This is a genomic window from Streptomyces sp. NPDC038200 (assembly GCF_055600785.1).
This window is the reverse complement of record NZ_JBVJYH010000042.1, coordinates 1-21,072: the sequence shown is the minus strand read 5'-3', so window position 1 is coordinate 21,072 and position 21,072 is coordinate 1. Positions and strand designations below refer to the sequence as shown.

General features: G+C 69.3%; 19 protein-coding genes and 1 pseudogene. 16 read left to right on the top strand and 4 right to left on the bottom strand.

The genetic code is table 11. From position 1 onward, the window contains the following. Positions 1 to 140: 140 nt before the first annotated feature. A complete protein-coding gene (locus tag ACZ7KF_RS41195; protein ID WP_471087742.1) occupies positions 141 to 1,007 on the bottom strand; it encodes a helix-turn-helix domain-containing protein in 867 nt (288 codons plus the stop codon). Between the two features lie 230 nt (positions 1,008 to 1,237). Here ACZ7KF_RS41195 and ACZ7KF_RS41190 point away from each other — a divergent pair, with 230 nt between their 5' ends. Beyond that, complete coding sequence (locus ACZ7KF_RS41190) at positions 1,238 to 2,152, top strand: alpha/beta hydrolase (protein ID WP_471087739.1); 915 nt, start codon at positions 1,238 to 1,240, stop codon at positions 2,150 to 2,152. 220 nt (positions 2,153 to 2,372) lie between these two features. Here ACZ7KF_RS41190 and ACZ7KF_RS41185 read toward each other — a convergent pair whose 3' ends face one another. Next, complete coding sequence (locus tag ACZ7KF_RS41185) at positions 2,373 to 3,305, bottom strand: alpha/beta hydrolase family protein (RefSeq protein WP_471087735.1); 933 nt, start codon at positions 3,303 to 3,305, stop codon at positions 2,373 to 2,375. A 586-nt stretch (positions 3,306 to 3,891) separates the two neighbouring features. Between ACZ7KF_RS41185 and ACZ7KF_RS41180 the strand changes: the two genes are divergently transcribed. The 9 genes from ACZ7KF_RS41180 (at position 3,892) to ACZ7KF_RS41140 (ending at position 11,456) form a co-directional block, all read left to right on the top strand. Further along, complete coding sequence (locus ACZ7KF_RS41180; protein WP_471087732.1) at positions 3,892 to 4,056, top strand: hypothetical protein; 165 nt, start codon at positions 3,892 to 3,894, stop codon at positions 4,054 to 4,056. 24 nt (positions 4,057 to 4,080) lie between these two features. Next, positions 4,081 to 4,374 (top strand): putative quinol monooxygenase, encoded by a 294-nt coding sequence (locus ACZ7KF_RS41175; protein WP_471087729.1) that lies wholly within the window; start codon positions 4,081 to 4,083, stop codon positions 4,372 to 4,374. 238 nt (positions 4,375 to 4,612) lie between these two features. Next, positions 4,613 to 5,770 (top strand): acyl-CoA dehydrogenase family protein, encoded by a 1,158-nt coding sequence (locus tag ACZ7KF_RS41170; protein ID WP_471087726.1) that lies wholly within the window; start codon positions 4,613 to 4,615, stop codon positions 5,768 to 5,770. Positions 5,771 to 5,791: 21 nt separating this feature from the next. Beyond that, positions 5,792 to 6,304 carry a MaoC family dehydratase gene (locus tag ACZ7KF_RS41165; RefSeq protein WP_471087723.1) on the top strand — a complete coding sequence of 171 codons (513 nt, stop codon included), beginning with the start codon at positions 5,792 to 5,794 and terminating at the stop codon, positions 6,302 to 6,304. A 10-nt stretch (positions 6,305 to 6,314) separates the two neighbouring features. After that, entirely contained in the window at positions 6,315 to 7,526 is a 1,212-nt protein-coding gene (locus ACZ7KF_RS41160) for a thiolase family protein (protein ID WP_471087720.1), read from the top strand. Positions 7,527 to 7,546: 20 nt separating this feature from the next. Next, positions 7,547 to 7,969, top strand: a complete 423-nt coding sequence (locus ACZ7KF_RS41155; RefSeq protein WP_471087718.1) for a Zn-ribbon domain-containing OB-fold protein — start codon at positions 7,547 to 7,549, stop codon at positions 7,967 to 7,969. 9 nt (positions 7,970 to 7,978) lie between these two features. After that, on the top strand, positions 7,979 to 9,199 hold the full coding sequence (locus ACZ7KF_RS41150; protein WP_471087716.1) for a CaiB/BaiF CoA transferase family protein: 1,221 nt from the start codon (positions 7,979 to 7,981) through the stop codon (positions 9,197 to 9,199). Between the two features lie 22 nt (positions 9,200 to 9,221). Beyond that, positions 9,222 to 10,370, top strand: a complete 1,149-nt coding sequence (locus ACZ7KF_RS41145) for a CaiB/BaiF CoA transferase family protein (protein ID WP_471087714.1) — start codon at positions 9,222 to 9,224, stop codon at positions 10,368 to 10,370. 144 nt (positions 10,371 to 10,514) lie between these two features. Then, the gene (locus tag ACZ7KF_RS41140) at positions 10,515 to 11,456 is read left to right on the top strand and encodes a LysR family transcriptional regulator (RefSeq protein WP_471087711.1); all 942 of its coding nucleotides are present in this window, start codon (positions 10,515 to 10,517) and stop codon (positions 11,454 to 11,456) included. Positions 11,457 to 11,624: 168 nt separating this feature from the next. On the opposite strand, the gene ACZ7KF_RS41135 is transcribed toward ACZ7KF_RS41140, so the two are convergent. Further along, positions 11,625 to 12,977 carry a phenylacetate--CoA ligase family protein gene (locus tag ACZ7KF_RS41135; protein WP_471087708.1) on the bottom strand — a complete coding sequence of 451 codons (1,353 nt, stop codon included), beginning with the start codon at positions 12,975 to 12,977 and terminating at the stop codon, positions 11,625 to 11,627. A 503-nt stretch (positions 12,978 to 13,480) separates the two neighbouring features. Here ACZ7KF_RS41135 and ACZ7KF_RS41130 point away from each other — a divergent pair. Next, positions 13,481 to 14,704, top strand: coding sequence for a CoA transferase (locus ACZ7KF_RS41130; protein WP_471087705.1), 1,224 nt, complete (start codon positions 13,481 to 13,483; stop codon positions 14,702 to 14,704). Between the two features lie 79 nt (positions 14,705 to 14,783). On the opposite strand, the gene ACZ7KF_RS41125 is transcribed toward ACZ7KF_RS41130, so the two are convergent. Continuing rightward, the gene (locus ACZ7KF_RS41125; protein ID WP_471087702.1) at positions 14,784 to 15,734 is read right to left on the bottom strand and encodes a LysR family transcriptional regulator; all 951 of its coding nucleotides are present in this window, start codon (positions 15,732 to 15,734) and stop codon (positions 14,784 to 14,786) included. A 290-nt stretch (positions 15,735 to 16,024) separates the two neighbouring features. Between ACZ7KF_RS41125 and ACZ7KF_RS41120 the strand changes: the two genes are divergently transcribed. The 5 genes and pseudogenes from ACZ7KF_RS41120 to ACZ7KF_RS41100 all read left to right on the top strand — a co-directional run. Next, on the top strand, positions 16,025 to 17,209 hold the full coding sequence (locus tag ACZ7KF_RS41120; RefSeq protein WP_471087698.1) for a CaiB/BaiF CoA transferase family protein: 1,185 nt from the start codon (positions 16,025 to 16,027) through the stop codon (positions 17,207 to 17,209). Between the two features lie 48 nt (positions 17,210 to 17,257). Continuing rightward, a complete protein-coding gene (locus tag ACZ7KF_RS41115; protein WP_471087695.1) occupies positions 17,258 to 18,424 on the top strand; it encodes an acyl-CoA dehydrogenase family protein in 1,167 nt (388 codons plus the stop codon). A 73-nt stretch (positions 18,425 to 18,497) separates the two neighbouring features. Beyond that, the gene (locus tag ACZ7KF_RS41110; protein ID WP_471087692.1) at positions 18,498 to 19,277 is read left to right on the top strand and encodes an electron transfer flavoprotein subunit beta/FixA family protein; all 780 of its coding nucleotides are present in this window, start codon (positions 18,498 to 18,500) and stop codon (positions 19,275 to 19,277) included. Positions 19,278 to 19,328: 51 nt separating this feature from the next. Next, the gene (locus ACZ7KF_RS41105) at positions 19,329 to 20,291 is read left to right on the top strand and encodes an electron transfer flavoprotein subunit alpha/FixB family protein (protein WP_471087689.1); all 963 of its coding nucleotides are present in this window, start codon (positions 19,329 to 19,331) and stop codon (positions 20,289 to 20,291) included. Positions 20,292 to 20,321: 30 nt separating this feature from the next. Continuing rightward, positions 20,322 to 21,072: pseudogene (locus ACZ7KF_RS41100) on the top strand (Fe-S oxidoreductase); the annotation flags it as partial.

Genomic DNA, 21,072 nt, shown 5'->3' with positions numbered 1-21,072 from the left:
TCATGGAACAGCACACCCTCCAGAGCGCCGACCACCTCATCGAAACCCTCGAAGAGCGGGGCCTGTGGAAGGACGAACCCACCTCCTGAACCACACCGGCCCCACCGCCCGCAGCTCAGGCCGCAGGCTGCCGTGGCGGTCTACTTCGTCGTCGAGGTGGGCTGGTGCGTGTGGGCACTCCAGGAGGCGAGGATGCGCAGGCCGTCGTGGGAGGGAGTGCCGGGTTCGGCGGTCCAGGTGACGAGTTGCTGGTCGGGGTCGGTGGCGCAGGTCAGGGTGTCCCATTCGAGGGTGAGATCGCCGGCGACGGGGTGGTGGTAGACCTTGGTGCCCACGCCGCGGACGGCGACGTGGTGGGCGCCCCACCAGCGGCGGAAGTCCGCGTCCTGGACGGAGAGTTCCCCCACGAGCGCACTCAGGCGAGGGTCGTGCGGGTCACGCGCGGCCTCCATGCGCAGCTGTGCCACGCAGGTGTGGGCGACCGTCTTCCACTCGGGGTAGAGGGTCCTGAAGGCGGGGTCCATGAACACCAGCCGGACCATGTTGCGCTGCTTCTCCGGGATCTTCCCGAAGTCGGTGATCAGGGCGGCGGCCATCGGGTTCCAGGCCAGCACGTCCATACGGCGGCCCAGGACCACGGCCGGGGTGGTGGTGAGGTCGTCCAGGAGCCTGTGCAGCTGGGGCTGCACCTTCTGCGCGGTACGCCGGCGGGGGCGGGACTCGTCCCGGCCGGCGAGTTCGAAGGCGTAGTCGCGTTCGTCGTCGTCCAGGTGCAGGACCTCGGCCAAGGTCTCCAGCACGGACTGCGATGCCTGGCGGCGGCCCTGCTCCAGGCGGGTGTAGTAGTCGGTGCTGATGGAGGCGAGCAGGGCCACCTCCTCACGGCGCAGGCCCCTGACCCGCCGCCTGCCCCCGGTCTCCGGCAGCCCCACCATGGCGGGGCTCAGCTCCATTCGGCGGGCCTTGAGGAAGGCGCCCAGCTCGTTGCGGTGCGCGTTGCTGCTCATAGCATCGAGTCTGGCAGCTGACACCTGCTCTGTGAGGGGGCCGGTTCTGTCCCAGGACACCCCTGTCAGGGGCTGCGAACCGCCCATTCCGCACCGCTGTCACGCGTGGAAGCCTTCATCACGTGGCAGTCGGATCCGGCCACGGGAAATACTCTCCTACTCCCCGGAGCCCGGCCGGACCCGGCGCCACGCAGGCCATTCCACCCCAGAACCAAGGAACGCCACAGAACATGAAGGCGAACGTCACCTTCCCCAGCGCCGGCCTCTCTCTCGCCGGCATCCTCTACACCCCGGACAGCCACACCGGCGCACCCCTGCCGGCCGTGGTCGTCTCCCACCCCGGCGGCGGCGTGAAGGAGCAGACCGCGAGCATCTACGCCGAGCGCTTGGCCCGCGAGGGCTTCGCCGCGCTCGTCTTCGACGCCGCCTACCAGGGCGAGAGCGAGGGCACCCCGCGCGGCCTGGAGAACCCCTTCCAGCGCGCCGAGGACGTCCGCGCCGCCGTCACCTACCTCACCACCCGCGACGACATCGACCCGAACCGCATCGGCGCCCTCGGCATCTGCGCCTCCGGCGGCTACGTGCCCTTCGCCGCACAGACCGACCACCGCATCAAGGCCGTCGCCGCCGTCAGCGCCGTCGACATCAACAGCCTCCTGGTCGAGGGCCTCGGCCGCACCCAGGAGCCCGAGGTCCTCCAGGGCCTGCTCGACCAGGCCGGCGCCCTGCGCACCGCCGAGGCCAAGGGCGAGAGCCCGGCCGTGCTCAACTGGGCCCCCGAGAGCCCCGAGGGTCTGGAGGAGGCACCGACCCTCTACCGCGAGGCCCAGGACTACTACCGCACCCCCCGCGGCGGGCACTGCAACTCCAACAACGAGTGGCCGCTGCGCAGCATCGACCACATCGCCCAGTTCGATCCCTACGCGCTGATCCGGCTGATCTCCCCGCGCCCGCTGCTGATGATCGTCGGCTCCGACTCCGACACCGCCTACTTCAGCCGCGAGGCCATCGAGAAGGCGAACGAGCCCAAGGAGCTGTTCGTGGTCGACGGGGCCACCCACATCTCCCTCTACGACAAGGACGAGCACGTCACCCCCGCCGTCGCCAAGCTCACCGACTTCTTCGGCCGGCACCTGGCCGGCTGAGACCGACTCTCTCCGGGCCTGTGGCGCCGCCCTGCTTCCCCTGCACGGGCGGCGCCACAGGCCGCTTCCTTCCGGAGACCTTCCCCGGGACCGACACGCACCCAGGCGCAGCGGCTTCACCGCGCCGCCTCCGGCCGTCACCGAGCGGAGGCGCGTCGGTCCCGGCGGTAGCGCATGACCGGGCTGAGTCCGTCGCGCGCCGTGAACGCCCATCGGTTCCTCAGTCGCCGCGCTCCGTCAGCACCTCCGGTACGCGCGACGCGACACGGCAGAAGTCGAAGAACGACAACACCTGGAAGCCGTAGGCGTCGCGCATCGGGCCGAGGAACGCCCCGTGTGTGGCACCTCGTAGGACACCGCCGTCGACGTACGGCGACGACGTGCGCAATGCCTCGACGAACTCCGCGGTGTGCTGGTCGTCCGTCTGCCACAGCGGGTCGAACTCCGAGACGCGCCAGAACACGGGCACCTCGACGGACGCCGCCACCTCGCGCGCGGTGCGCGGCCAGCCGCCGACGAGTTCGAGCATCTCCGCGCGTGGGATGCGGAAGGGGCCGTGGTCGGTGATGGGGATGTCCGGCAGGACCCAGGCGGGGCCGAAGTCCATACCCGGGGTGACGGCGTTGTCGACGACGTCGACGACCTCGGTGCCGTACCAGTATTCGGGTACCTGCGGCTGCGGTGCGTGCCCGACGTCGGTCGCGGCCACTCCGAGCAAGGGCCACCGTTCCTCGCCCCGGCCCCGCGAAGCGCTCCACTGTGCGGCGAGGACCAGCGCGATGGCCCCGCCGACCGAGGAGCCGTGGAGGATCACTCCGCGCGAGGCTCCGCGGTGGCGGTCCCACAGCTGGGCGATCGCGTCACTCAGGCGCTCGGCGCTGGCGGCGAAGAAGCCCTCGTCGACGTCACCGGCGAAGCCGAGCGACTCGCTGCCGCCGTAGTCGGGGCGGTCGAGTGAGAACAGCCCGGTGAATCCGTTGAGAGTGGCCCGTGCGAACTGCGAAGAACCCTCCATGACAGGCTCGATCGCGCTTCCGCCGCCGCCGTGCAGGTAGACGATCAGCGGCGCCTCGCCGTCGTCGGCCGCCGGTACGCGTATGCCGGTGATCCTCCCGTCGAGCAGGGTGATCTCTTCGTATTCCGCTGTCGTCATCGTTTTCTCCTGAGGAACATCTCGATCGACCAGGTCGTGGTGTGCCGGCGTCGGGTCGGACCGTTCTCCGGTTCGCGCCGGTGGTGGGAGCCGGCCACGGCCGGGAGGGGCGCGGCCGGGAGGGGTGCGGCCGGTGTGGCTGTCCGGGGTGTAGAGGATGGCGGGGGAGAGGCCGGCGCTGAGTAAGGCGGCCTTCTTCTTCATGGCTTTCCGGAGCTTCTTTCCGCGTGAGTGGACGGGTGGCGAAGATTTCGCAAGGGAAACACGTCTCGGCACGTCCTGTCGTCCGACGGGGGATTGCCCCGCGGGAACGTCCCTCATGATTGCACGCGCCCCGTCACCCGCAATGGGACAGCAGCATCCCCCGACTCCTCTGCCCAGGGACATTCTTGTCCCTGGGCGAGTTCTGCTTTTCCGTACAGAAGGGAGTGTCCATCTACAGGTGTCCAACTTCTTGGACACTCGCCGACGGGAACGCCTCCTAAAGTACGGGTGCGGCAGCGGCCCGGAATCGGCCCATCGCCTTCACCCGGGAGCCGGCCTCCCGGTCGTTGAAGAGTAGGCGCATCGGACTCGTCAATACCACATGGCCTCGGAACCGATCGGCTTCGGCCCCGTCGGCATCGTCATGGCCGTCGACCCCGACGGCTACCTCGTCGAGATCATCCCCGGTGACCCGCGCACTCTTGCGTCCACCCCCGGGGGCAGCCGGTCGCGCACCCCGTCCCGTTACATCCACCGACCGAAGTAACCGCCGGACAAGGAGACTCCGCCCATGGCATGCCACGTGATCTTCGAGATGACCGTGAGGGAGGGACACTTCGAGGCCCTGCACAAGTGGTTCGTAGAGAAGCTCCCCGGCACGCGTGACTTCGAGGGCAACATCAGTGTGGAGGTCGTCCGTGATCAGGACGACCCGAGCAGGATCGTCTTCATGGAGAAGTGGGACGCCCGCCAGGACTTCGAGCGCTATCTCGCATGGCGGACCGAGACCGGTGTCGTCGCGGAACTGGGCGAACTGCTCGAAGGTGCGATCGACTTCAGGTTCCACGACGGACTGGGCGTCTGACACGCTCCCGGCCTCCCGACTCCGACAGCGGCGGTGCCCGGCCAATGGCCGGGCACCGCCTCGACGTTGTCCCCGCGGACGGCCCGCGCCGGCCAGTCCGAGAGCGTGAGCGGCTCCCGTTCGGCGCCATCGAATCGCGGATTCGAAATTTATCACTTGGATCGCCTGTAACCCGGCTTTAATCTTCGAGTAACCGCAGATGCCGGCCACCGTCACAGCGATTTGGAGAGATGGCGAAATGGCTTCGAATTTCCTCAACGAATCCCAGGCCGACTGGCTCGGGACCGTGAATGATTTCATGGACAACGAGATCACGGTCGAATACGTGCGCACGTGCGACCAGGAGCGCCGGTACCCGTACGAGGCGTATACGAAGATCGCCCGCCAGGGCTGGCTCGGAATCCTGATTCCCGAGGAGGAGGGCGGTTCGGGCGGCGACATCTTCGACTACTCGCTGATGGCCGAGGGCCTCGGCAAGTTCGGCTTCGACTTCGCGTGCTCGGTCCTGGTGCCCACATTCACCGCCATGAACATCATCAAGTTCGGCACCGCGGAACAGAAGGCCAAGTACGTCAAGCCCTTCATCGACGGCGACATCCGCTTCTCCGTGTCGATCTCGGAGCCGGACGCCGGCTCGGACGCCTCGAACACCAAGACCCACGCCCGCCGTGACGAGAACGGCGACTGGATCGTCAACGGCTCCAAGCTGTGGTGCAGCGGCGCCGCCGCCCAGGACACCGTCATCGCGATGCTCGTCCGCACGGACAACGACGACAAGCACGGCGGCCTGTCGGTCCTGCTGATCCCGAACGACACCCCGGGCCTCGACATCCGCAAGCTGCCGACTCTGTCGCGGCACGCGACCGGCACCACCGAGATCTTCCTCGACGACGTCCGCGTCCCGGGCGAGAACCTCCTCGGCGAGGTCGGGCAGGGCTGGAAGATCATCACCGATCACCTGGAGCTGGAGCGCTGCGCCGTCGCCGCGGCCTACACCGGCAATGCCCAGGAGGCCGTGAACGCCGCCAACCGCTACGCGCAGCAGCGCATCCAGTTCGGCAAGCCGATCTACGAGTTCCAGGTGCTCAAGCACATGCTCGCCGAGAACCAGACCCGGGTCGACGCCGCCCGGCTGCTGTGCTACCGGGCCGCCCGGATGAAGGCCGAGGGCCTTCCCGCCGCCCGAGAGACCTCGATGGCCAAGCTGTACGGCTCGGAGACGCTCAAGCAGTGCGCCCTGGACGGCATGCAGATCCTCGGCGGATACGCCAACCTCCCCGAGGCCGACATGGAGCGCTACCTGCGCGAGAGCGTGCAGTCGACCATCGGCGGCGGTACCTCGCAGATCCAGCGCACCATCATCGCCAAGTCCATGCGTCTGTCCGCCGGCGCCTGAGAACCTCGCAGAGGACACCCCATGACCACGATCGACAACCGCATCGACATGCCGTTCGACGAGATCGAGGTCGGTCGCGTCTTCCGCTCCGGCGGCCGGACGATCACCGAGACCGATGTCGTCAACTACTGTGCGCTGACCGGTAACTGGATCGAGATCCACTCCAACGTCCACTACGCCTCGCAGACCCGGTTCGGCGAGCGTCTGGTGCAGGGCTCGCTCACCTACTCGATCATGACGGGCCTGATCACCTTCGGCCCGTCGATCCAGGCCAACTACGGCATCGACAGGCTGCGTTACATCACGCCCGTGCACATCGGCGACACGATCTACGTGACCTGCGAGGTCATCGGCAAGAAGGAGAAGGACGACAAGTACGGCGTCATCACCTTCCTGATGAAGGCGCTCAACCAGGACGGCGACGTGTGCCAGAAGTCCGAGTGGAGCCTGCTCATGCTCCGCAGGCGCGAAGACCTGGAAGCCCTGCTGTCCGCGTCCGTCCCCACCGAGAAGCCGCGCCGCAAGAAGGCCTGAGGTCCGTCCGATGTCATACGCACCCGTCGCCGCCGTCATCGGCATGGGCGACGCCTACGCATCGCTGGAGAACCGCAAGGACCCGCTCCGGCTCGCCGAGGAGGCGACCCTCGGGGCACTCGCCGACGCCGGGATCCGCAAGGACCAGGTCGACGCGGTGTTCACCGGACGCTCGCCGTGGGCCGACAAGCGCTCGCAGTGGAGCAACATCTTCATCTCGCACATGCAGATGCCGGTGACGCTGACCAGCGAGCTCACCATGCACGGCGCCGGACTGACCGCGACGATCTCCGTGGCGTCCCAGATGATCGCCGCCGGCACGGCGGAGTACGTCCTCTGCCTGCAGAGCGACGCGACTCAGCTGTTCGTCGACGCGGTGGCGATGGGTGCCGAAGCCGACGCCGACCCCCAGTTCGAGGTGCCGTACGGCCCCACGATCCCGGCGCTGTACGCGCAGGCCGCGCGCCGTTACTTCCACGAGTTCGGCCTCACCGAGGCGGATCTCGCCGACGTCGCCGTCGCCAACCAGCGCTGGGGCGCTCACCATCCCCACGCGGCGAAGGCGAAGCACGGTGAGATCGACCGTGCCAAGGTCCTCGCCTCGCCCTACGTCGCCACGCCGCTGCGGCGGTGGATGTGCTCCACCTGGGGCGGCGGCACCGGTGGCGCGCTGATCGTGACGTCACCGGAGAGGGCACGGGAGGCCCGCGACCCGGTGTACGTCCTCGGCTACGGGTCGGCCACCACCCACGAGTACCTGGGCGACCGCATGAACATGCGGCAGTGCCGGTTCCCGGCGCTGGGCGAGTTCCCCAACCTCACGCACACCGCGACGGCGGAGGCCGCCCGGCAGGCGTACGGGATGTCCGGGCTCACCCCCGCCGACATCGACATGATGCAGATCTCGGTCAACTTCGCGCACATGGGCCCCATCGCCATGGAGGACCTGGGGTTCGCGAAGAAGGGCAGCGGGATCGACGTCTACCGCGAGGGACGCACCGGCATCGACGGGGATCTCCCGACCGACACGAACGGCGGCTGGCTGTCGTTCGGCCAGCCCGGGATCTCCTGCAACATGGACAGTTTGGTCGAGGCCGTCCGTCAGCTGCGCGGACAGGCCCTGGGGCTGGCGCCCGAGCGCCGGCCGAAGACGGTGCTGGTCCAGGGGGCGGGCGGCATGCTGGCCGCCGGCAGCGTGGTGCTGCTGTCCTCCTCTACCTGAGCCGCGAACGGGAGCACGGCATGACTGAAGCAGAAGCACGGAACGACTGGCCTCAGCCCTACCGCCTGATGGCGGCGGAGCCCTACTGGGAGGCGCTGTCGGAGGAGCAGCTGACCTTCCAGCGCTGCGCGGACTGCGAGCAAGCGGTGTGGCCCGCGCACTCGTACTGCACGCACTGCGGTTCCGCGGGGCTGGCGTGGGAGCGGTCCGGCGGACACGGCACGATCTACTCGTACAGCACGATCCTGCGCGGCCCGACCCCCGTCTGGGCCGGCATCGCCCCTTACACCGTGGGCTTCGTGCAGCTGGACGAGGGATACTTCCTGTTCACCCAGATCGAGGGCGACCCCGACGAGATCGCGATCGGCAAGGAAGTCTCGGTCCGCTACGTGCAGCGTGGGGAGCAGAAGCTTCCCGTGTTCACGATGACCGGAAACGGATAGGAGCCGGACATGCCCGGACCTCTCGACGGCGTGCGGGTCCTCGACCTGACGTCGAACTTCATGGGGCCGTACGCGTCGCTGCTGCTCGCGGACATGGGGGCCGACGTCTCGAAGATCGAGTCGCCGGCGGGTGACACGACCCGGGGCATCGGACCCTGCCGCAACCGCGGGATGGGCCCGATCTTCCTGCACCTCAACCGCAACAAGCGCAGCCTCGTCCTCGACCTCAAGAGCGCCGGCGGCAACGCGGCGCTGAAGAGGATGATGCGCAGCGCCGATGTGCTGATGTACAGCCTGCGGCCCAAGGCCATGGCCAGGCTGGGGCTGTCCTACGAGGACGCCCGGGCGATCAACCCGGGCATCATCTACTGCGGCATGTACGGATTCGGCCAGAACGGCCCCTACGCGGACCGTCCCGCCTACGACGACCTGATCCAGGCGGCGGTGGGCATGCCGGTGCTGCAGAGCCGCAGGACGGGCCCGCCCGACTACGTGGCCACCGCGATAGCGGACCGTGTCGTGGGGATGGCCGCGACCTCGGCCGTCTCGATGGCGCTGTTCCGGCGCGAGCGAAGCGGACAGGGCCAGGAGGTCCAGGTGCCGATGTTCGAGACCTTCGCGCATTTCGTGATGGGCGATCACCTCTACGGACACACGTTCGTACCGCCGATCGGCGACTGGGGCTACGCGCGCATGATGAACCCGGACCGGCGCCCGTATCGCACCCGCGACGGCTACATCGGCGTCAACGTCTACATCGACAAGCACTGGCAGCGGTTCTTCGAGGTGTCCGGGCACCCGGAGATGGCCGAGGACCCGCGGTTCGCCGACATCCACGGCCGCACCCAGCACATCGGGCTCCTCTACGAATTCCTGGGCCGCGTCTTCGGGACGAAGACGACCGCCGAGTGGGCGAAGCTCATGACCGAGGCCGACATCCCGTTCATCGAGATGAACACGCCCGAATCGCTCCCGGAGGATCCGCACATGAAGGAGGTCGGATTCTTCGTCGAGGAGGAGCACCCTTCCGAGGGCACGATCAGGTCGCTGGGAATTCCGCAGCATTGGAGCGAGAGCAGTCCCGAACTGCGCTATCCCGCTCCGCGCCTCGGTGAACACTCGGTGGAATTGCTGACCGAATACGGCTTCAGCGAGAACGAGATCGACGATCTGACGAGTTCCGGCGCAGTGTACGCGGGTGAGTCCCACCACACGCGCCACGGCGGATAGGTCCAGAGAGAGCAGGGACACAATGCCACGTGATCTGCCCTTGTCAGGGGTTGTGGTGGTGGAGCTGAGCGACAGCGCCTCGGCACCGTTCACCGGGAAGATCCTCGCCGAACTCGGAGCCGAGGTGTGGAAGGTGGAGCGTCCCACGGGCGACTCCGCGCGCGGCTGGGGGCCGAGCACCTGGAAGGGCAGCGGAGCGGCCTTCCACGCCCTCAACCGCGGCAAGCGGTGCATCAGCATCGACATCAAGGACCGGGAGCAGCTGGCCACGCTGCACCGGTTGATCGCCGAACGCGCCGACGTCTTCGTCCACAATCTCCGGCCCGGCGCCGCCGCCAAGTACGGGCTGGACCCGGACAGCCTCAGGGTCACCAAGCCGGAGCTGGTCTGCTGCGAGATCGGCGCCTTCGGGCACGAGGGGCCGCTGAGCGCGCTGCCCGGCTACGACCCGCTGATGCAGGCGTTCTCCGGCATCATGAGCATCACCGGCGAGGAGGGCCGGTCCCCGGTGCGGGCCGGCGTGTCCATCGTCGACTTCGGGGCGGGGATGTGGGCCGTGATCGGCATTCTGGCGGCGCTCCACCGGCGCACGGCCAAGCACTCCGGTGCGACCGTGAACGCCTCGCTGCTGGAGACGGCCGTCGCCTGGATGTCCATCGGCATCGCCGGCTACAACGCCGACGGGGAACCCGGCGGGCGGCACGGTTCGGGCGTGGCCTTCATCGTGCCGCACCGCGCCTATCCGGCCTCCGACGGCGACCTGGTCGTCAGCTGTGCGAACGACGCGCTGTTCGCCCGGCTGTGCCAGGCACTCGGGCGGCCGGAATGGGCCGCGGACGCCAGGTTCGCCACGAACGCGGCACGGCTGCGCAACCGGGCCGAGATCGACCGGCTCATCGGTGAGCGGCTGGCGACGCGGACGCGCGCGTCCTGGCAGGAGCTGCTGCAGGCGGCGGGCATCCCGGTGGCGCCGATCCAGACCACCGCGGAGGTCGTCGCGCACGAGCAGACGCGCGCGCTCGGCATCATCGGCAAGCCGTCCGACGACGAGCTGGGCGTGGTGGGCCTGCCCCTGTCGTTCGACGGAGAACGTCCGCCGCCGCTGCACGCGGCGCACGACATCGGCGCGGACGATGACAAGATCGGGGACGTGCTGAAGGCCCGGCTCTGAGTACGGCCGGCCGGTACGGCGGGGGACCTCCCGCCGTACCGGCCGGTGGGCTGCCGTTCGGCCTCCGCAGCGGCCGGCTCGCCGCCGGCGGGCGGTCCGACCACTGTTGACTCGAAACACCGCGTGCACTCCGAGGGTGGCCACATGGGAACATTCAACCGGCTTCACCTGATCCGCCAGGTCGATCTGTTCACCCTGCGACTCTTCCTCTCCTCGATCGAGGAGCAGCAGATCGGCCGTGCCGCGATCCGGGAGAACATCGCCGCGTCGACGGCGACCAAGCGCATCCAGGTCCTGGAGGACATCGCCGGCATCCAGCTCCTCGAACGCGGACCGAAGGGGGTCGTCCCCAGCCCGGCCGGCGCGGTCCTGGCCCGCTACGTCCGCCAGATCTTCGACAGCCTCGAAGACATGCGCTCGGAGATCTCCTCCTTCACGGAAGGCGTGCGAGGAGAGCTGACCATCGCGTCGGCGCGCACCATCATCGTCCCCTTCCTCGCACGCGAGATGGGTGACTACAGCCGTGAGTTCCCGCTCGTCGACCTGGCGCTGCACGACGTCGAGAACGCGGACATCGTCCAGCAGGTCGCGCACGGCGAGGCGGACATCGGCGTGTTCGCGGCGGCGTACGGGCTGGATCTCGACGGGGTCGACGTCACGCCGTACCGGCGCGACCGTCTGGTCGTCGTCGTGCCACGGGACCACCCGTTCCGGGAGCGGTCGAGCGTGACGTTCCAGGATCTGCTCGCGGAGAAGGTGATCGCGGTCACCTCCATGCTCGGCGCCTTTCGCGCCGCCGCACGCCGGCTGGAGCGGGAATTCGAGCCGGGGTACAGGGTCAGGAGCGCGAGTGTCGCGCTCAGCCTCGTCCAGGCCGGACTGGGCGTCACTGTGCAGCCCGAGTGCCTGCTCACCCAGGAGACGCTGGGCAATGTGGCCGTGCTGGAGCTGGCCGAGTCGTGGGCGGTGCGGAAGATCCATATCGCCACCGCGCACGGTCGCACCCTGAGCCCGGCCGCGCGCGTGTTCCTCAACCAGCTCCTCGACCGCCCGAGCGACCACGTCGTGGAGAGACGCGGCTCCTGAGCGTCGGGCCCGCACCCCGAGTTCCCGGACAGCCCGGGACTCGGGGTTTTCCGCGTGCGGGGGTCGCGCCGTACCGCGGGCGAACGGGAAGGGGCCCGTCGGGCACGATCCGTGATCGTGCCCGACGGGCCCCTTCCGCCGCGGTGACCGGCTGTCGGACTGCGAACGCTACGCCGTCACCCGTTCGATCAACGCGACCTTGACGTGGTCGGGACGCGCGAGGGTGCCGTCGGGGACGAGCTCGACGACCGTCTTGACGTTGAGCGCGGAGCGGATGCGCTGTTCGAGCGCGGTACGCAGCTCGTCCTGCTGCTCCTTGTCCATCCCGGCCGCGTGCTCCACGACCAGGGGCAGCGGGCGCTGCGTGGAGTGGCCCTCGAAGTCGGCCCGGATGCGCATCTCCCCGGTGGTCCGCGGCGCCAGCTCCCCGACCAGCTGCTTGAGGGCCGAGGGAAAGACGTTGATCCCGCGGACGATGAGCATGTCGTCGGTGCGGCCGATGCACCGCACCTTGTAGCCCGTCCGGCCGCAGGAGCAGTCGGTTCCGGTGACCACGACGTGGTCCCTGGTGCGGAACCGCAGCAGCGGAGAGGCCTGACGGCGCAGCGCCGTGTAGACCAGCTCGCCCTGCGCGCCCTCGACCGGCGCGATCTGCTCGCCGGTCTCCGGGTCGATCAGCTCGGCGATCATGAGGTCCGGCGAGAGGAAGTGCATCCCCTCGCCGGCCTCGCACTCGCCCCAGTAGGTGCAGGCGATGTCGGTCCCGCCGAGCATCTCCCGCGCGGTCGCGCCCCACAGCGATTCGAGGTTCTCGCGGACCGAGGGCAGACCGCCGCCGGGCTCGCCGCCGACGCTGATCGCGCGGACACCCAGTTCGCGGGCGGCCCGGCCGACGATCTTCGGCGCCTGCTCGGCGAGGTGGGCGAGGAAGTACGGGGTGCCGATCAGCGCGTTCGGACGCTGGTCCGCCTGGACGCGCAGCAGCCGCTCCGCGCCCGCCTCCGCACCGATCGGGATGTCGACGATGCCCATGTACCGCAGGATCTGGACGACCGGCAGGCCGCCGACGAAGCCCTTGCTCATACCGAAGGCGTGCAGCAGCCGGTCGCCGGGCCGGAATCCGTTGGCGTACAGCGCCCGCGCGCCCAGTTCGCACCAGGTGGTGACGTCCCTCGCGGTCAGTGCCACGTACGAAGGGCTCCCGGTCGTGCCGGACGACGCCTGGATCTGCACGATGTCCCGGTCGTCCACGGCGACATGGGCCCCGAGCGGCGGGAAACCGGCCAGACTGTCGCGCAGTTCCTGCTTCTCCGTGAACGGGAGGCCGGCCAGGTCGTCGACGGTGCCGACCTTCGACGCGTCGATATTGTGCTCGGAGAATTTCTCACGGTAAAAGGCGCTGTTCGCTGCCAGGTGAGCGATTTGTTCTCTCAGTCGTTCATTCTGGACCGCCCGCGCCTCCGCGGGGGAAAGGATCTCGATGGGGCTCCAGTACTTCTCTGAGAACGGAGCAATTGTCATGACGCCTCCTTCTCGCCCCGGCCTGTCGATGGCCGAACCTTCGTCGGGCTCATCGCAAATGCCTGCCAGGCGTCTAGGTATTCATCGCACGCGGGCGTGCCGGTCTCACTGAGGAGTCTTCGCGGATCATATATCCTATTGGCTATTCCCATCCAGAGTCGGCCGGGCGATGACGGTGAGACGTGAGTCAAGCGATGGAAGGTTGGCTCAACCTGCCGGTTTTGCCCCGTTCTCACCCTGAGTGCCATGGCTCGACCGGACGTCGGTGAGGCATGGCCCCGGGCGTGAGCGCAACCCCCTTTCCCGAAAACTACATATCATATATGATCCGAGTCAGGGTCGCGCCCGGCCGCAAGAGGCCGAGGCCCGGCCGGACACGGACGCGCACACGCCCGCCGGGGCGTGCCCGACATCCGCCCGTCCTGCGCCGTGCACGACATGCCGCATGTTCCGCGCGCCGGCGATCCGGGCGTCCGCTCATCCGGCGAGTCGAAAGGATGACCATGCCTCCCGAAGAAGTGCCCGCCCCGCAGAAGCTGCTGTCCGGCCTCAGGGTCGTCGAGATCTCCAGCTATGTGGCGACCCCGCTCTGCGGGCTGACGCTCGCGCAACTGGGTGCGGATGTCGTCCGGGTCGAGCCCCTCGGCGGCGCGGCGGACCGCACCAGGTGGCCGCTGGCCGACTCCGGGACCAGCCTGTACTGGTCGGGGCTGAACAAAGGCAAGCGCGCCGTCGCCGTCGACATGACGTCCGAGGCGGACCGCCGGCAGGTGGTGGAGCTGATCGTGCGCGGCGGCCCGTGCGTCGTGGTGAGCAACAACGACAGATACCCGGAGTTCGGCCACGAGGCGCTCAGCGCCCTGCGCCCCGACGTGATCCATGTACTCCTGCAGGGACGCGCCGACGGCGGCGCCGGGGTGGACTACACCGTCCAGGCCGCCACCGGCTTTCCCATGATCACTGGAGCACCGGGCACCGACACGCCGGTGAACCACGTCCTGCCTGCCTGGGACATCGCGGCCGGCCTGTATCTGGCGGTCGGACTGCTCGCCGCGGAGCGGGAGCGGCTGCTCAGCGGGCGGGGGCGCAGCATCCGGGTCGCCCTGGACGACGTCGCGCTGGCCACGGCGGGCAATCTGGGGTATCTGACCGAGGCCCAGGTCACACGGCACGAGCGCGTCAAGTCGGGCAACGACGTCTTCGGCACCTACGGCCGCGACTTCGCGACCTCGGACGGCGTGCGGGTGATGGTCGTGATCCTCACGGAGCGGCACTGGACCAAGCTGCTGGCCGCGACCGGGCTGACGGCCGCATTCGAGGGGCTGGCCGACACGCTCGGCATCGACTTCGCCGACGAGTCGCAGCGCTACGAACACCGCGAACTGATCTCGACCCTGCTGGCCCGGTGGTTCGGCGGTGTCCCGTTCGCCGAGGCGGCCGGAATACTGGACAGTCACCGGATCCTGTGGGAGCGCTACCGGACCTTCGAGGAACTCGGGCGCGACGGCGGCGCCGCGCTGCGCAAGAGCGACCTGTTCGACGTGGTCGACCAGCCCGGGGTGGGCCCGCACCTGGCCCCGAAGTCCCCCGTCGTGGTGGACGGCAGGCGCCTGGACCCCCGCCCGGCACCCTCGGTCGGCCAGCACAACGCGGAGTTGCTGTCCGCGGCGGCGCACACCGCACCGACCGCGGCCGGCAGCGGCGACGGCGCGTCGCCGAGCGCCTGACGGACGGTCATCGGCCCGGAGCGGCCCCGCTGCTCCGGGCCGGTCGCGCGCCCGCGCCGCCGGCGGTCGCCGCGCGCCGTCACGACCGGTCGGTGGTCCCGCCGTCGTGCAGCTCGGCCGATGGCCACCGCCCCTCGTGCACCGCGGAGTTGATCTGCCGGGTCAGCTCCCTGGCCACGACTTCGACGGCGGGTGTGATCCTCCCCGACCTGGATGTGCCGAGTACGATCGAGCGCCACACCTCCGGTTCGCACAGCGGCGCGGCGCTCAGCCTGCCGTTCGCCACGTCCTCCGCGATGCCGACGCCGGGCAGGATGGTCCAGCCGTGGCCGGCCTGCGCGAGCTGCTTCTGCACATGCATGGAGTTGGTCTGGACGACCAGGTTCATCTCCACCTTGGCCTGCGCGGCGGCCGCGTCGATCACCTTGCGCAGCCCGTGGCCGGCCGCGGGCACCACCAGCGGATGCGACACGGCCTCCTCCAACGGGACGGGGCGCTCGGCCCGCAGTCCGGCGGACGGCGGCGCCACCGCCCACAGCTTCTCCCGCACCAGCGGTTCCGCGTTGAGTGACGGGGTGCTGGCGAGGTTGTACAGCAGGGTCAGATCCAGGTCGCCGTCGTCGAGCCACTGCTGCAGATGCCCGGAGTACGCGGTGAGCAGACGCAGCTCGATGCCGGGATGTTCGCGGATGACGGCGGAGGCGAGCGGCTCGGCCAGCAGGCTGCTGGCGCTGTCGAGCAGGCCGACGGTCACGATGCCGCTGACCACACCCGGCGTGGGGCGGATCTCCGCACGGGCCCGTTCCAGTTCGTTCAGGGCCCGCCGGGCGCGCTCGACCATGGTCGTACCGGCGGCCGTGAGCTGCATTCCCTGCCGGGTCCGCTCGAACAGCGCGACGCCCAGCTCGTGCTCCAGGGTGCGGATCTGCCGGGTGACCGCCGGCTGGACGAGATGCAGAAGCTCCGCCGCCCGCGTGACGCTACCCGCCTCGGCCACGGTCACGAGCGCCCTGAGTTGCTTGATGTCCACCGGTTCGGCCCCTTCGCTCGACGCCCATCTGTGCCAGGCATGAGGTCATCAATATTCGGTATTTCACCTTCGGCCCCATGAGCATCCATGATGACACTGCCGTCGGACAAGGCGGTCCGCCGAGGGCACCGCGTCTTCCACCGTGGTGTGTCGGACGGCTCGAGAGCGGCGGCGCGTGTCACCCGCCCTCGAAGCAGGTGGATGTCCCGGGCGCCCCGCCACATGGGGGATCCCCCGGCGGCGCCCCTTCGACCAGCATGTTCCCCGCAAGGCTCCGTGGAGGTCAGACCATGACCGGACTCCCGCTCACCGGCGTCACCGTCGTGAGCGTCGAGCAGGCGGTGGCGGCCCCCTTCGCCACCCGCCAGCTCGCCGACCTCGGTGCACGCGTGATCAAGGTGGAACGGCCCGGGGGCGGCGATTTCGCCCGCCGGTACGACACCACCGTGCATGGTCAGTCCAGCTACTTCGTCTGGCTGAACCGGTCCAAGGAGTCCGTGACCCTGGACCTCAAGGCCGAGTCCGGCCGCGAGGTGCTGGAGGAACTGCTGACGACGGCGGACGTGTTCGTGCAGAACCTGGCCCCGGGAGCCGCGGCCCGTCTCGCGCTGGACGCCGCGTCCCTCACCGAGCGGCACGCCTCGCTGATCCCGTGCACCGTCTCCGGATACGGAACGACCGGCCCGTGGGCCGAGCGCAAGGCGTACGACCTGCTGGTGCAGTGCCAGACCGGTCTTGTCTCACTGACCGGCACACCGGAGGAGAGCGCCCGGGTCGGGGTGTCGATCGCCGACATCGCGGCCGGCATGTACGCCTGCTCCGGCATCCTGACCGCCCTGTACACCCGGGCGGTCACCGGTGTCGCGCGGGCCGTGGAGGTCTCGCTCTTCGAGGCGCTGGCGGAGTGGATGAGCCAGCCCGCGTACTACACGCGCCACGGCGGCACCCAGCCCCCGCGGATCGGCACCCAGCACGCCACCATCGCACCGTACGGCGCCTATACGGCGGCCGACGGCAGGCAGGTGCTGTTCTCCGTCCAGAACGAGCGGGAGTGGACGGCACTGTGTGAACGCTTCCTCGAGCGGCCGGAGCTGGCGCACGATCCGCGTTTCGCCACCGGCGCCGACCGGGTGGCCCACCGTGAGCAGCTCGACGCCGTCATCCGCGAGCGGTTCGCACGGTCGGGCGGCGACGAGGTGAGGGAGCTGCTGGACGGGGCCGGCATCGCCTGCGCCGGGGTCAACGACGTGCGCGAGTTCCTCGAGCACCCGGTGCTGGCCGCCCGGAACCGCTGGCAGGACGTGGACATCCCCGGTGCCGTGGTGCCGGCCCTGCGGCCACCGGTCGACCTGGCCGGGGTCGAGCCGCGTATGGACCCCGTACCCGCCGCAGGCGAACACACCGACCGCGTCCTGGCCGAACTTGGACTTTCCGCAGCCCGGATCGAAGGACTGCGGGCCGACGGCGTCATCTGACCGCCGGCTTCGGCACCGAACGACCCGAAAGACGACGAGGAGTACCCCGTGAGCACCCTGGACGCCCTCTCCGACGACGAGCAGTTCGTCGTCAAGACCGTGCGCGACTTCGTCGACAAGGAGGTGAAGCCCGTCGTCCAGGAACTCGAGCACTCCAACACCTATCCCGAGGCCCTGATCGAGCAGATGAAGAAGCTCGGCATCTACGGCCTCGCCATCCCCGAGGAGTACGGCGGCAACCCCGTCTCCACGCCGTGTTTCGTCCTGGTCACCGAGGAGCTGTCCCGCGGCTGGATGAGCCTGGCCGGCGCCATGGGCAGCCACACCGTGGTCGCCAAGCTGCTGGTGCACTTCGGCACCGAGGAACAGAAGCGCCGCTACCTGCCGCGGATGGCCACCGGCGCGATGCGCGCCACCATGGCCCTGACCGAACCCGGCGGCGGCTCCGACCTGCAGGCCATGCGCACCGTCGCCCGCAAGGACGGCGACGAGTACGTGGTCAACGGCTCCAAGACCTGGATCACGAACTCCCGGCGCGCCGGACTGATCGCGCTGATGTGCAAGACCGACCCCGCGGCGAGCCCCGCGCACCAGGGCATCTCGATTCTCCTGGCCGAGCACGGCCCCGGGCTCACGGTCTCCCGCGACCTGCCCAAGCTGGGCTACAAGGGCGTGGAGAGCTGCGAGCTGGCCTTCGACGGCTACCGCGTGCCGGCCGACGCGGTCCTCGGCGGGGTGGAGGGCAAGGGCTTCGCGCAGATGATGAAGGGCCTGGAGACCGGCCGGCTCCAAGTGGCCGCCCGCGCGCTCGGTGTCGGCCGGGCTGCGCTGGAGGACTCGCTCGCCTACGCCCAGGAGCGGGAGTCCTTCGGCAAGCCCATCTGGCAGCACCAGTCGATCGGCCACCACCTGGCCGACATGGCCACCTCGCTCACCGCCGCCCGTCAGCTCACCCTGTACGCGGCACGTGAGGCCGAGGCGGGTCGGCGGGTGGACATGGAGGCCGGCATGGCCAAGCTGTTCGCCTCCGAGACCGCCATGCGGATCGCCCTCGACGCCGTCCGCATCCACGGCGGATACGGCTACTCGACGGAGTACGACGTCGAGCGCTACTTCCGGGACGCCCCGCTGATGATCGTCGGCGAGGGCACCAACGAGATCCAGAAGAACGTGATCGCGGCCCAGCTGGTCAAGCGCGGCGGACTCGACACGTGACGACACGCGGAACCGAAGGCAAGCGGACAGCCCGGACGAGGGCTGCCATGGGGAACCAGGAGACGCCCTGAAGATGAACATCATCGTGTGTGTGAAGTACGTGCCCGACGCGACCGGCGACCGGCACTTCGCCGATGACCTGACCGTGGACCGGGACGATGTGGACGGTCTGCTCTCCGAGCTGGACGAGTACGCGGTCGAACAGGCGTTGCGGATCGCCGAGGAGGTGGACGACGCCGAGGTCACGGTGCTGACCGTGGGCCCCGAGGACGCCAAGGACGCGCTCCGCAAGGCGCTGTCGATGGGTGCCGACAAGGGGATCCACATCGAGGACGACGACCTGCACGGCACGGACGTCATCGGCACCTCGCTGGTGCTGGCCAAGGCCGTCGAGAAGGCCGGTTACGACCTGGTGGTCTCCGGCATGGCGTCGACGGACGGCACGATGGGCGTCGTACCGGCGCTGCTGGCCGAGCGGTTGGGCGTCCCGCAGGTCACCCTGCTCTCCGAGGTGTCGGTGGAGGACGGGGTCGTGAAGGGCCGCCGTGACGGTGATGCCGCCACCGAGCAGCTGGAGGCCGCCCTGCCGGCCGTGGTGTCGGTGACCGACCGGTCCGGCGAGGCCCGGTATCCGTCCTTCAAGGGCATCATGGCGGCGAAGAAGAAGCCGGTGGAGTCCTGGGACCTGTCCGACCTGGACATCGAGGCGGACGAGGTCGGCCTGGAGAACGCCCGCACCGTGGTGGAGTCGGCGGCGGCCCGTCCGGCGCGGACGGCGGGCACGATCGTCAAGGACGAGGGTGAGGGCGGCAGTCAGGTCGCCGCGTTCCTCGCGGAGCGCAAGTTCGTCTGATCCGGCCTCGTGGTCCGGAAGTTGCCTTCTCTACTTAGGAGTTGTGTTTCCATGGCTGAAGTTCTCGTCTACGTCGATCATGTGGACGGTGCCGTCCGCAAGCCCACTCTGGAGTTGCTGACCCTGGCTCGCCGCATCGGTGAGCCGGTCGCGGTCGCCCTCGGCAGCGGCGCGGGGGACACCGCCGGTGCGCTGGCCGAGCACGGTGCGACGCGTGTGCTGACGCATGAGGCCGCCGAGTACGGCGAGTACCTGGTGGTGCCGAAGGTGGACGCGCTCCAGGCCGCCGTCGAGGCCGTCTCCCCGGCCGCCGTGCTGGTGCCGACCTCCGCGGAGGGCAAGGAGATCGCCGCCCGCCTCGCGCTGCGCATCGGTTCCGGCATCATCACGGACGCCGTCGACATCGAAGCCGGCGACGAGGGCCCGGTGGCCACCCAGTCGGTGTTCGCGGCCTCCTTCACCACCAAGTCACGTGTCTCCAAGGGCACTCCGGTGATCACGGTCAAGCCGAACAGCGCGGCGGTGGAGAGCGCCCCGGCCGCCGGCGCGGTCGAGGCGCTGAACGTGTCCTTCTCCGACCAGGCCACCGGCACCAAGGTCACCGGTCGTACGCCGCGTGAGTCGACGGGCCGCCCGGAGCTGACCGAGGCCGCGATCGTGGTCTCCGGCGGCCGTGGGGTCAACGGCGCGGAGAACTTCGCGATCATCGAGGCGCTCGCCGACTCCCTCGGCGCGGCCGTCGGCGCCTCGCGTGCCGCGGTGGACGCGGGCTGGTACCCGCACACCAACCAGGTCGGCCAGACCGGCAAGTCCGTCTCGCCGCAGCTGTACATCGCCAACGGCATCTCGGGCGCGATCCAGCACCGCGCCGGTATGCAGACGTCGAAGACGATCGTGGCGGTCAACAAGGACCCCGAGGCCCCGATCTTCGACCTGGTCGACTACGGCGTGGTCGGCGACCTGTTCGAGGTCGTCCCGCAGCTGACCGAGGAGATCAGGACCCGCAAGGGCTGACGTCCGTCACGGAAACAGAAGGCTCTCTCCATGCAACTCGCCGCCATCATCGTGTCATTGATCCTGGCCGTGGTCGGCGTGGCGCTGTTCGCCCGAGCCGTCCGCCGGATCCTCCGGTTCGTACGGCTCGGGCAGAACGTGCCCGCGGGCACCCGCACCGACCACCCGGGGCAGCGCAGCCTGACCCTGGCCAGGGAGTTCCTCGGCCACACCCGACTCAACAGGTGGGGCATCGTGGGCGTCGCGCACTGGTTCGTGGCGGTGGGTTTCTTCACCCTCGTCCTGACCCTGGTGAACGCGTTCGGGCAGCTCTTCCGGGCCGACTGGTCCCTGCCGTTCATCGGGGACTGGGCACCGTACGAGGTCTTCACCGAACTCATCGGTGTGCTCACCACACTGGGCATCCTCGTGCTCGCGGTGATCCGCCAGATGTCCCATCCGAGACGGCTGGGTCGCAAGTCGCGGTTCGCCGGCTCCCACCTCGGCCAGGCGTACTTCGTCGAGGCCGTCATCCTCGTCATCGGCCTGGCGATCCTCACGCTGCGCGGCCTGGAGGGCGCGCTGCACGGCGTGGACGGCTACGAGGTCTCCTACCTGATCTCGTATCCACTGGTCGCGGCCTTCGAGGGGCTGAGCCCGACCACGCTGCGGAACCTGGTCTACCTGGTGGCCATGGTCAAGATCGGGACCTCCTTCATCTGGATGATCACGGTCGCCCTGAAGACCGACATGGGCGTGGCCTGGCACCGCTTCCTCGCCTTCCCGAACATCTGGTTCAAGC

Coding starts and splice junctions, on each gene's coding strand:
- ACZ7KF_RS41170 (WP_471087726.1), top strand. CDS start 4,613: ATGGCTTCGAATTTCCTCAACGAATCCCAGGCCGACTGGCTCGGGACC.
- ACZ7KF_RS41190 (WP_471087739.1), top strand. CDS start 1,238: ATGAAGGCGAACGTCACCTTCCCCAGCGCCGGCCTCTCTCTCGCCGGC.
- ACZ7KF_RS41130 (WP_471087705.1), top strand. CDS start 13,481: ATGCCTCCCGAAGAAGTGCCCGCCCCGCAGAAGCTGCTGTCCGGCCTC.
- ACZ7KF_RS41120 (WP_471087698.1), top strand. CDS start 16,025: ATGACCGGACTCCCGCTCACCGGCGTCACCGTCGTGAGCGTCGAGCAG.
- ACZ7KF_RS41145 (WP_471087714.1), top strand. CDS start 9,222: ATGCCACGTGATCTGCCCTTGTCAGGGGTTGTGGTGGTGGAGCTGAGC.
- ACZ7KF_RS41175 (WP_471087729.1), top strand. CDS start 4,081: ATGGCATGCCACGTGATCTTCGAGATGACCGTGAGGGAGGGACACTTC.
- ACZ7KF_RS41180 (WP_471087732.1), top strand. CDS start 3,892: ATGGCCTCGGAACCGATCGGCTTCGGCCCCGTCGGCATCGTCATGGCC.
- ACZ7KF_RS41155 (WP_471087718.1), top strand. CDS start 7,547: ATGACTGAAGCAGAAGCACGGAACGACTGGCCTCAGCCCTACCGCCTG.
- ACZ7KF_RS41110 (WP_471087692.1), top strand. CDS start 18,498: ATGAACATCATCGTGTGTGTGAAGTACGTGCCCGACGCGACCGGCGAC.
- ACZ7KF_RS41150 (WP_471087716.1), top strand. CDS start 7,979: ATGCCCGGACCTCTCGACGGCGTGCGGGTCCTCGACCTGACGTCGAAC.
- ACZ7KF_RS41140 (WP_471087711.1), top strand. CDS start 10,515: ATGGGAACATTCAACCGGCTTCACCTGATCCGCCAGGTCGATCTGTTC.
- ACZ7KF_RS41160 (WP_471087720.1), top strand. CDS start 6,315: ATGTCATACGCACCCGTCGCCGCCGTCATCGGCATGGGCGACGCCTAC.
- ACZ7KF_RS41165 (WP_471087723.1), top strand. CDS start 5,792: ATGACCACGATCGACAACCGCATCGACATGCCGTTCGACGAGATCGAG.
- ACZ7KF_RS41195 (WP_471087742.1), bottom strand. CDS start 1,007: ATGAGCAGCAACGCGCACCGCAACGAGCTGGGCGCCTTCCTCAAGGCC.
- ACZ7KF_RS41185 (WP_471087735.1), bottom strand. CDS start 3,305: ATGACGACAGCGGAATACGAAGAGATCACCCTGCTCGACGGGAGGATC.
- ACZ7KF_RS41105 (WP_471087689.1), top strand. CDS start 19,329: ATGGCTGAAGTTCTCGTCTACGTCGATCATGTGGACGGTGCCGTCCGC.
- ACZ7KF_RS41135 (WP_471087708.1), bottom strand. CDS start 12,977: ATGACAATTGCTCCGTTCTCAGAGAAGTACTGGAGCCCCATCGAGATC.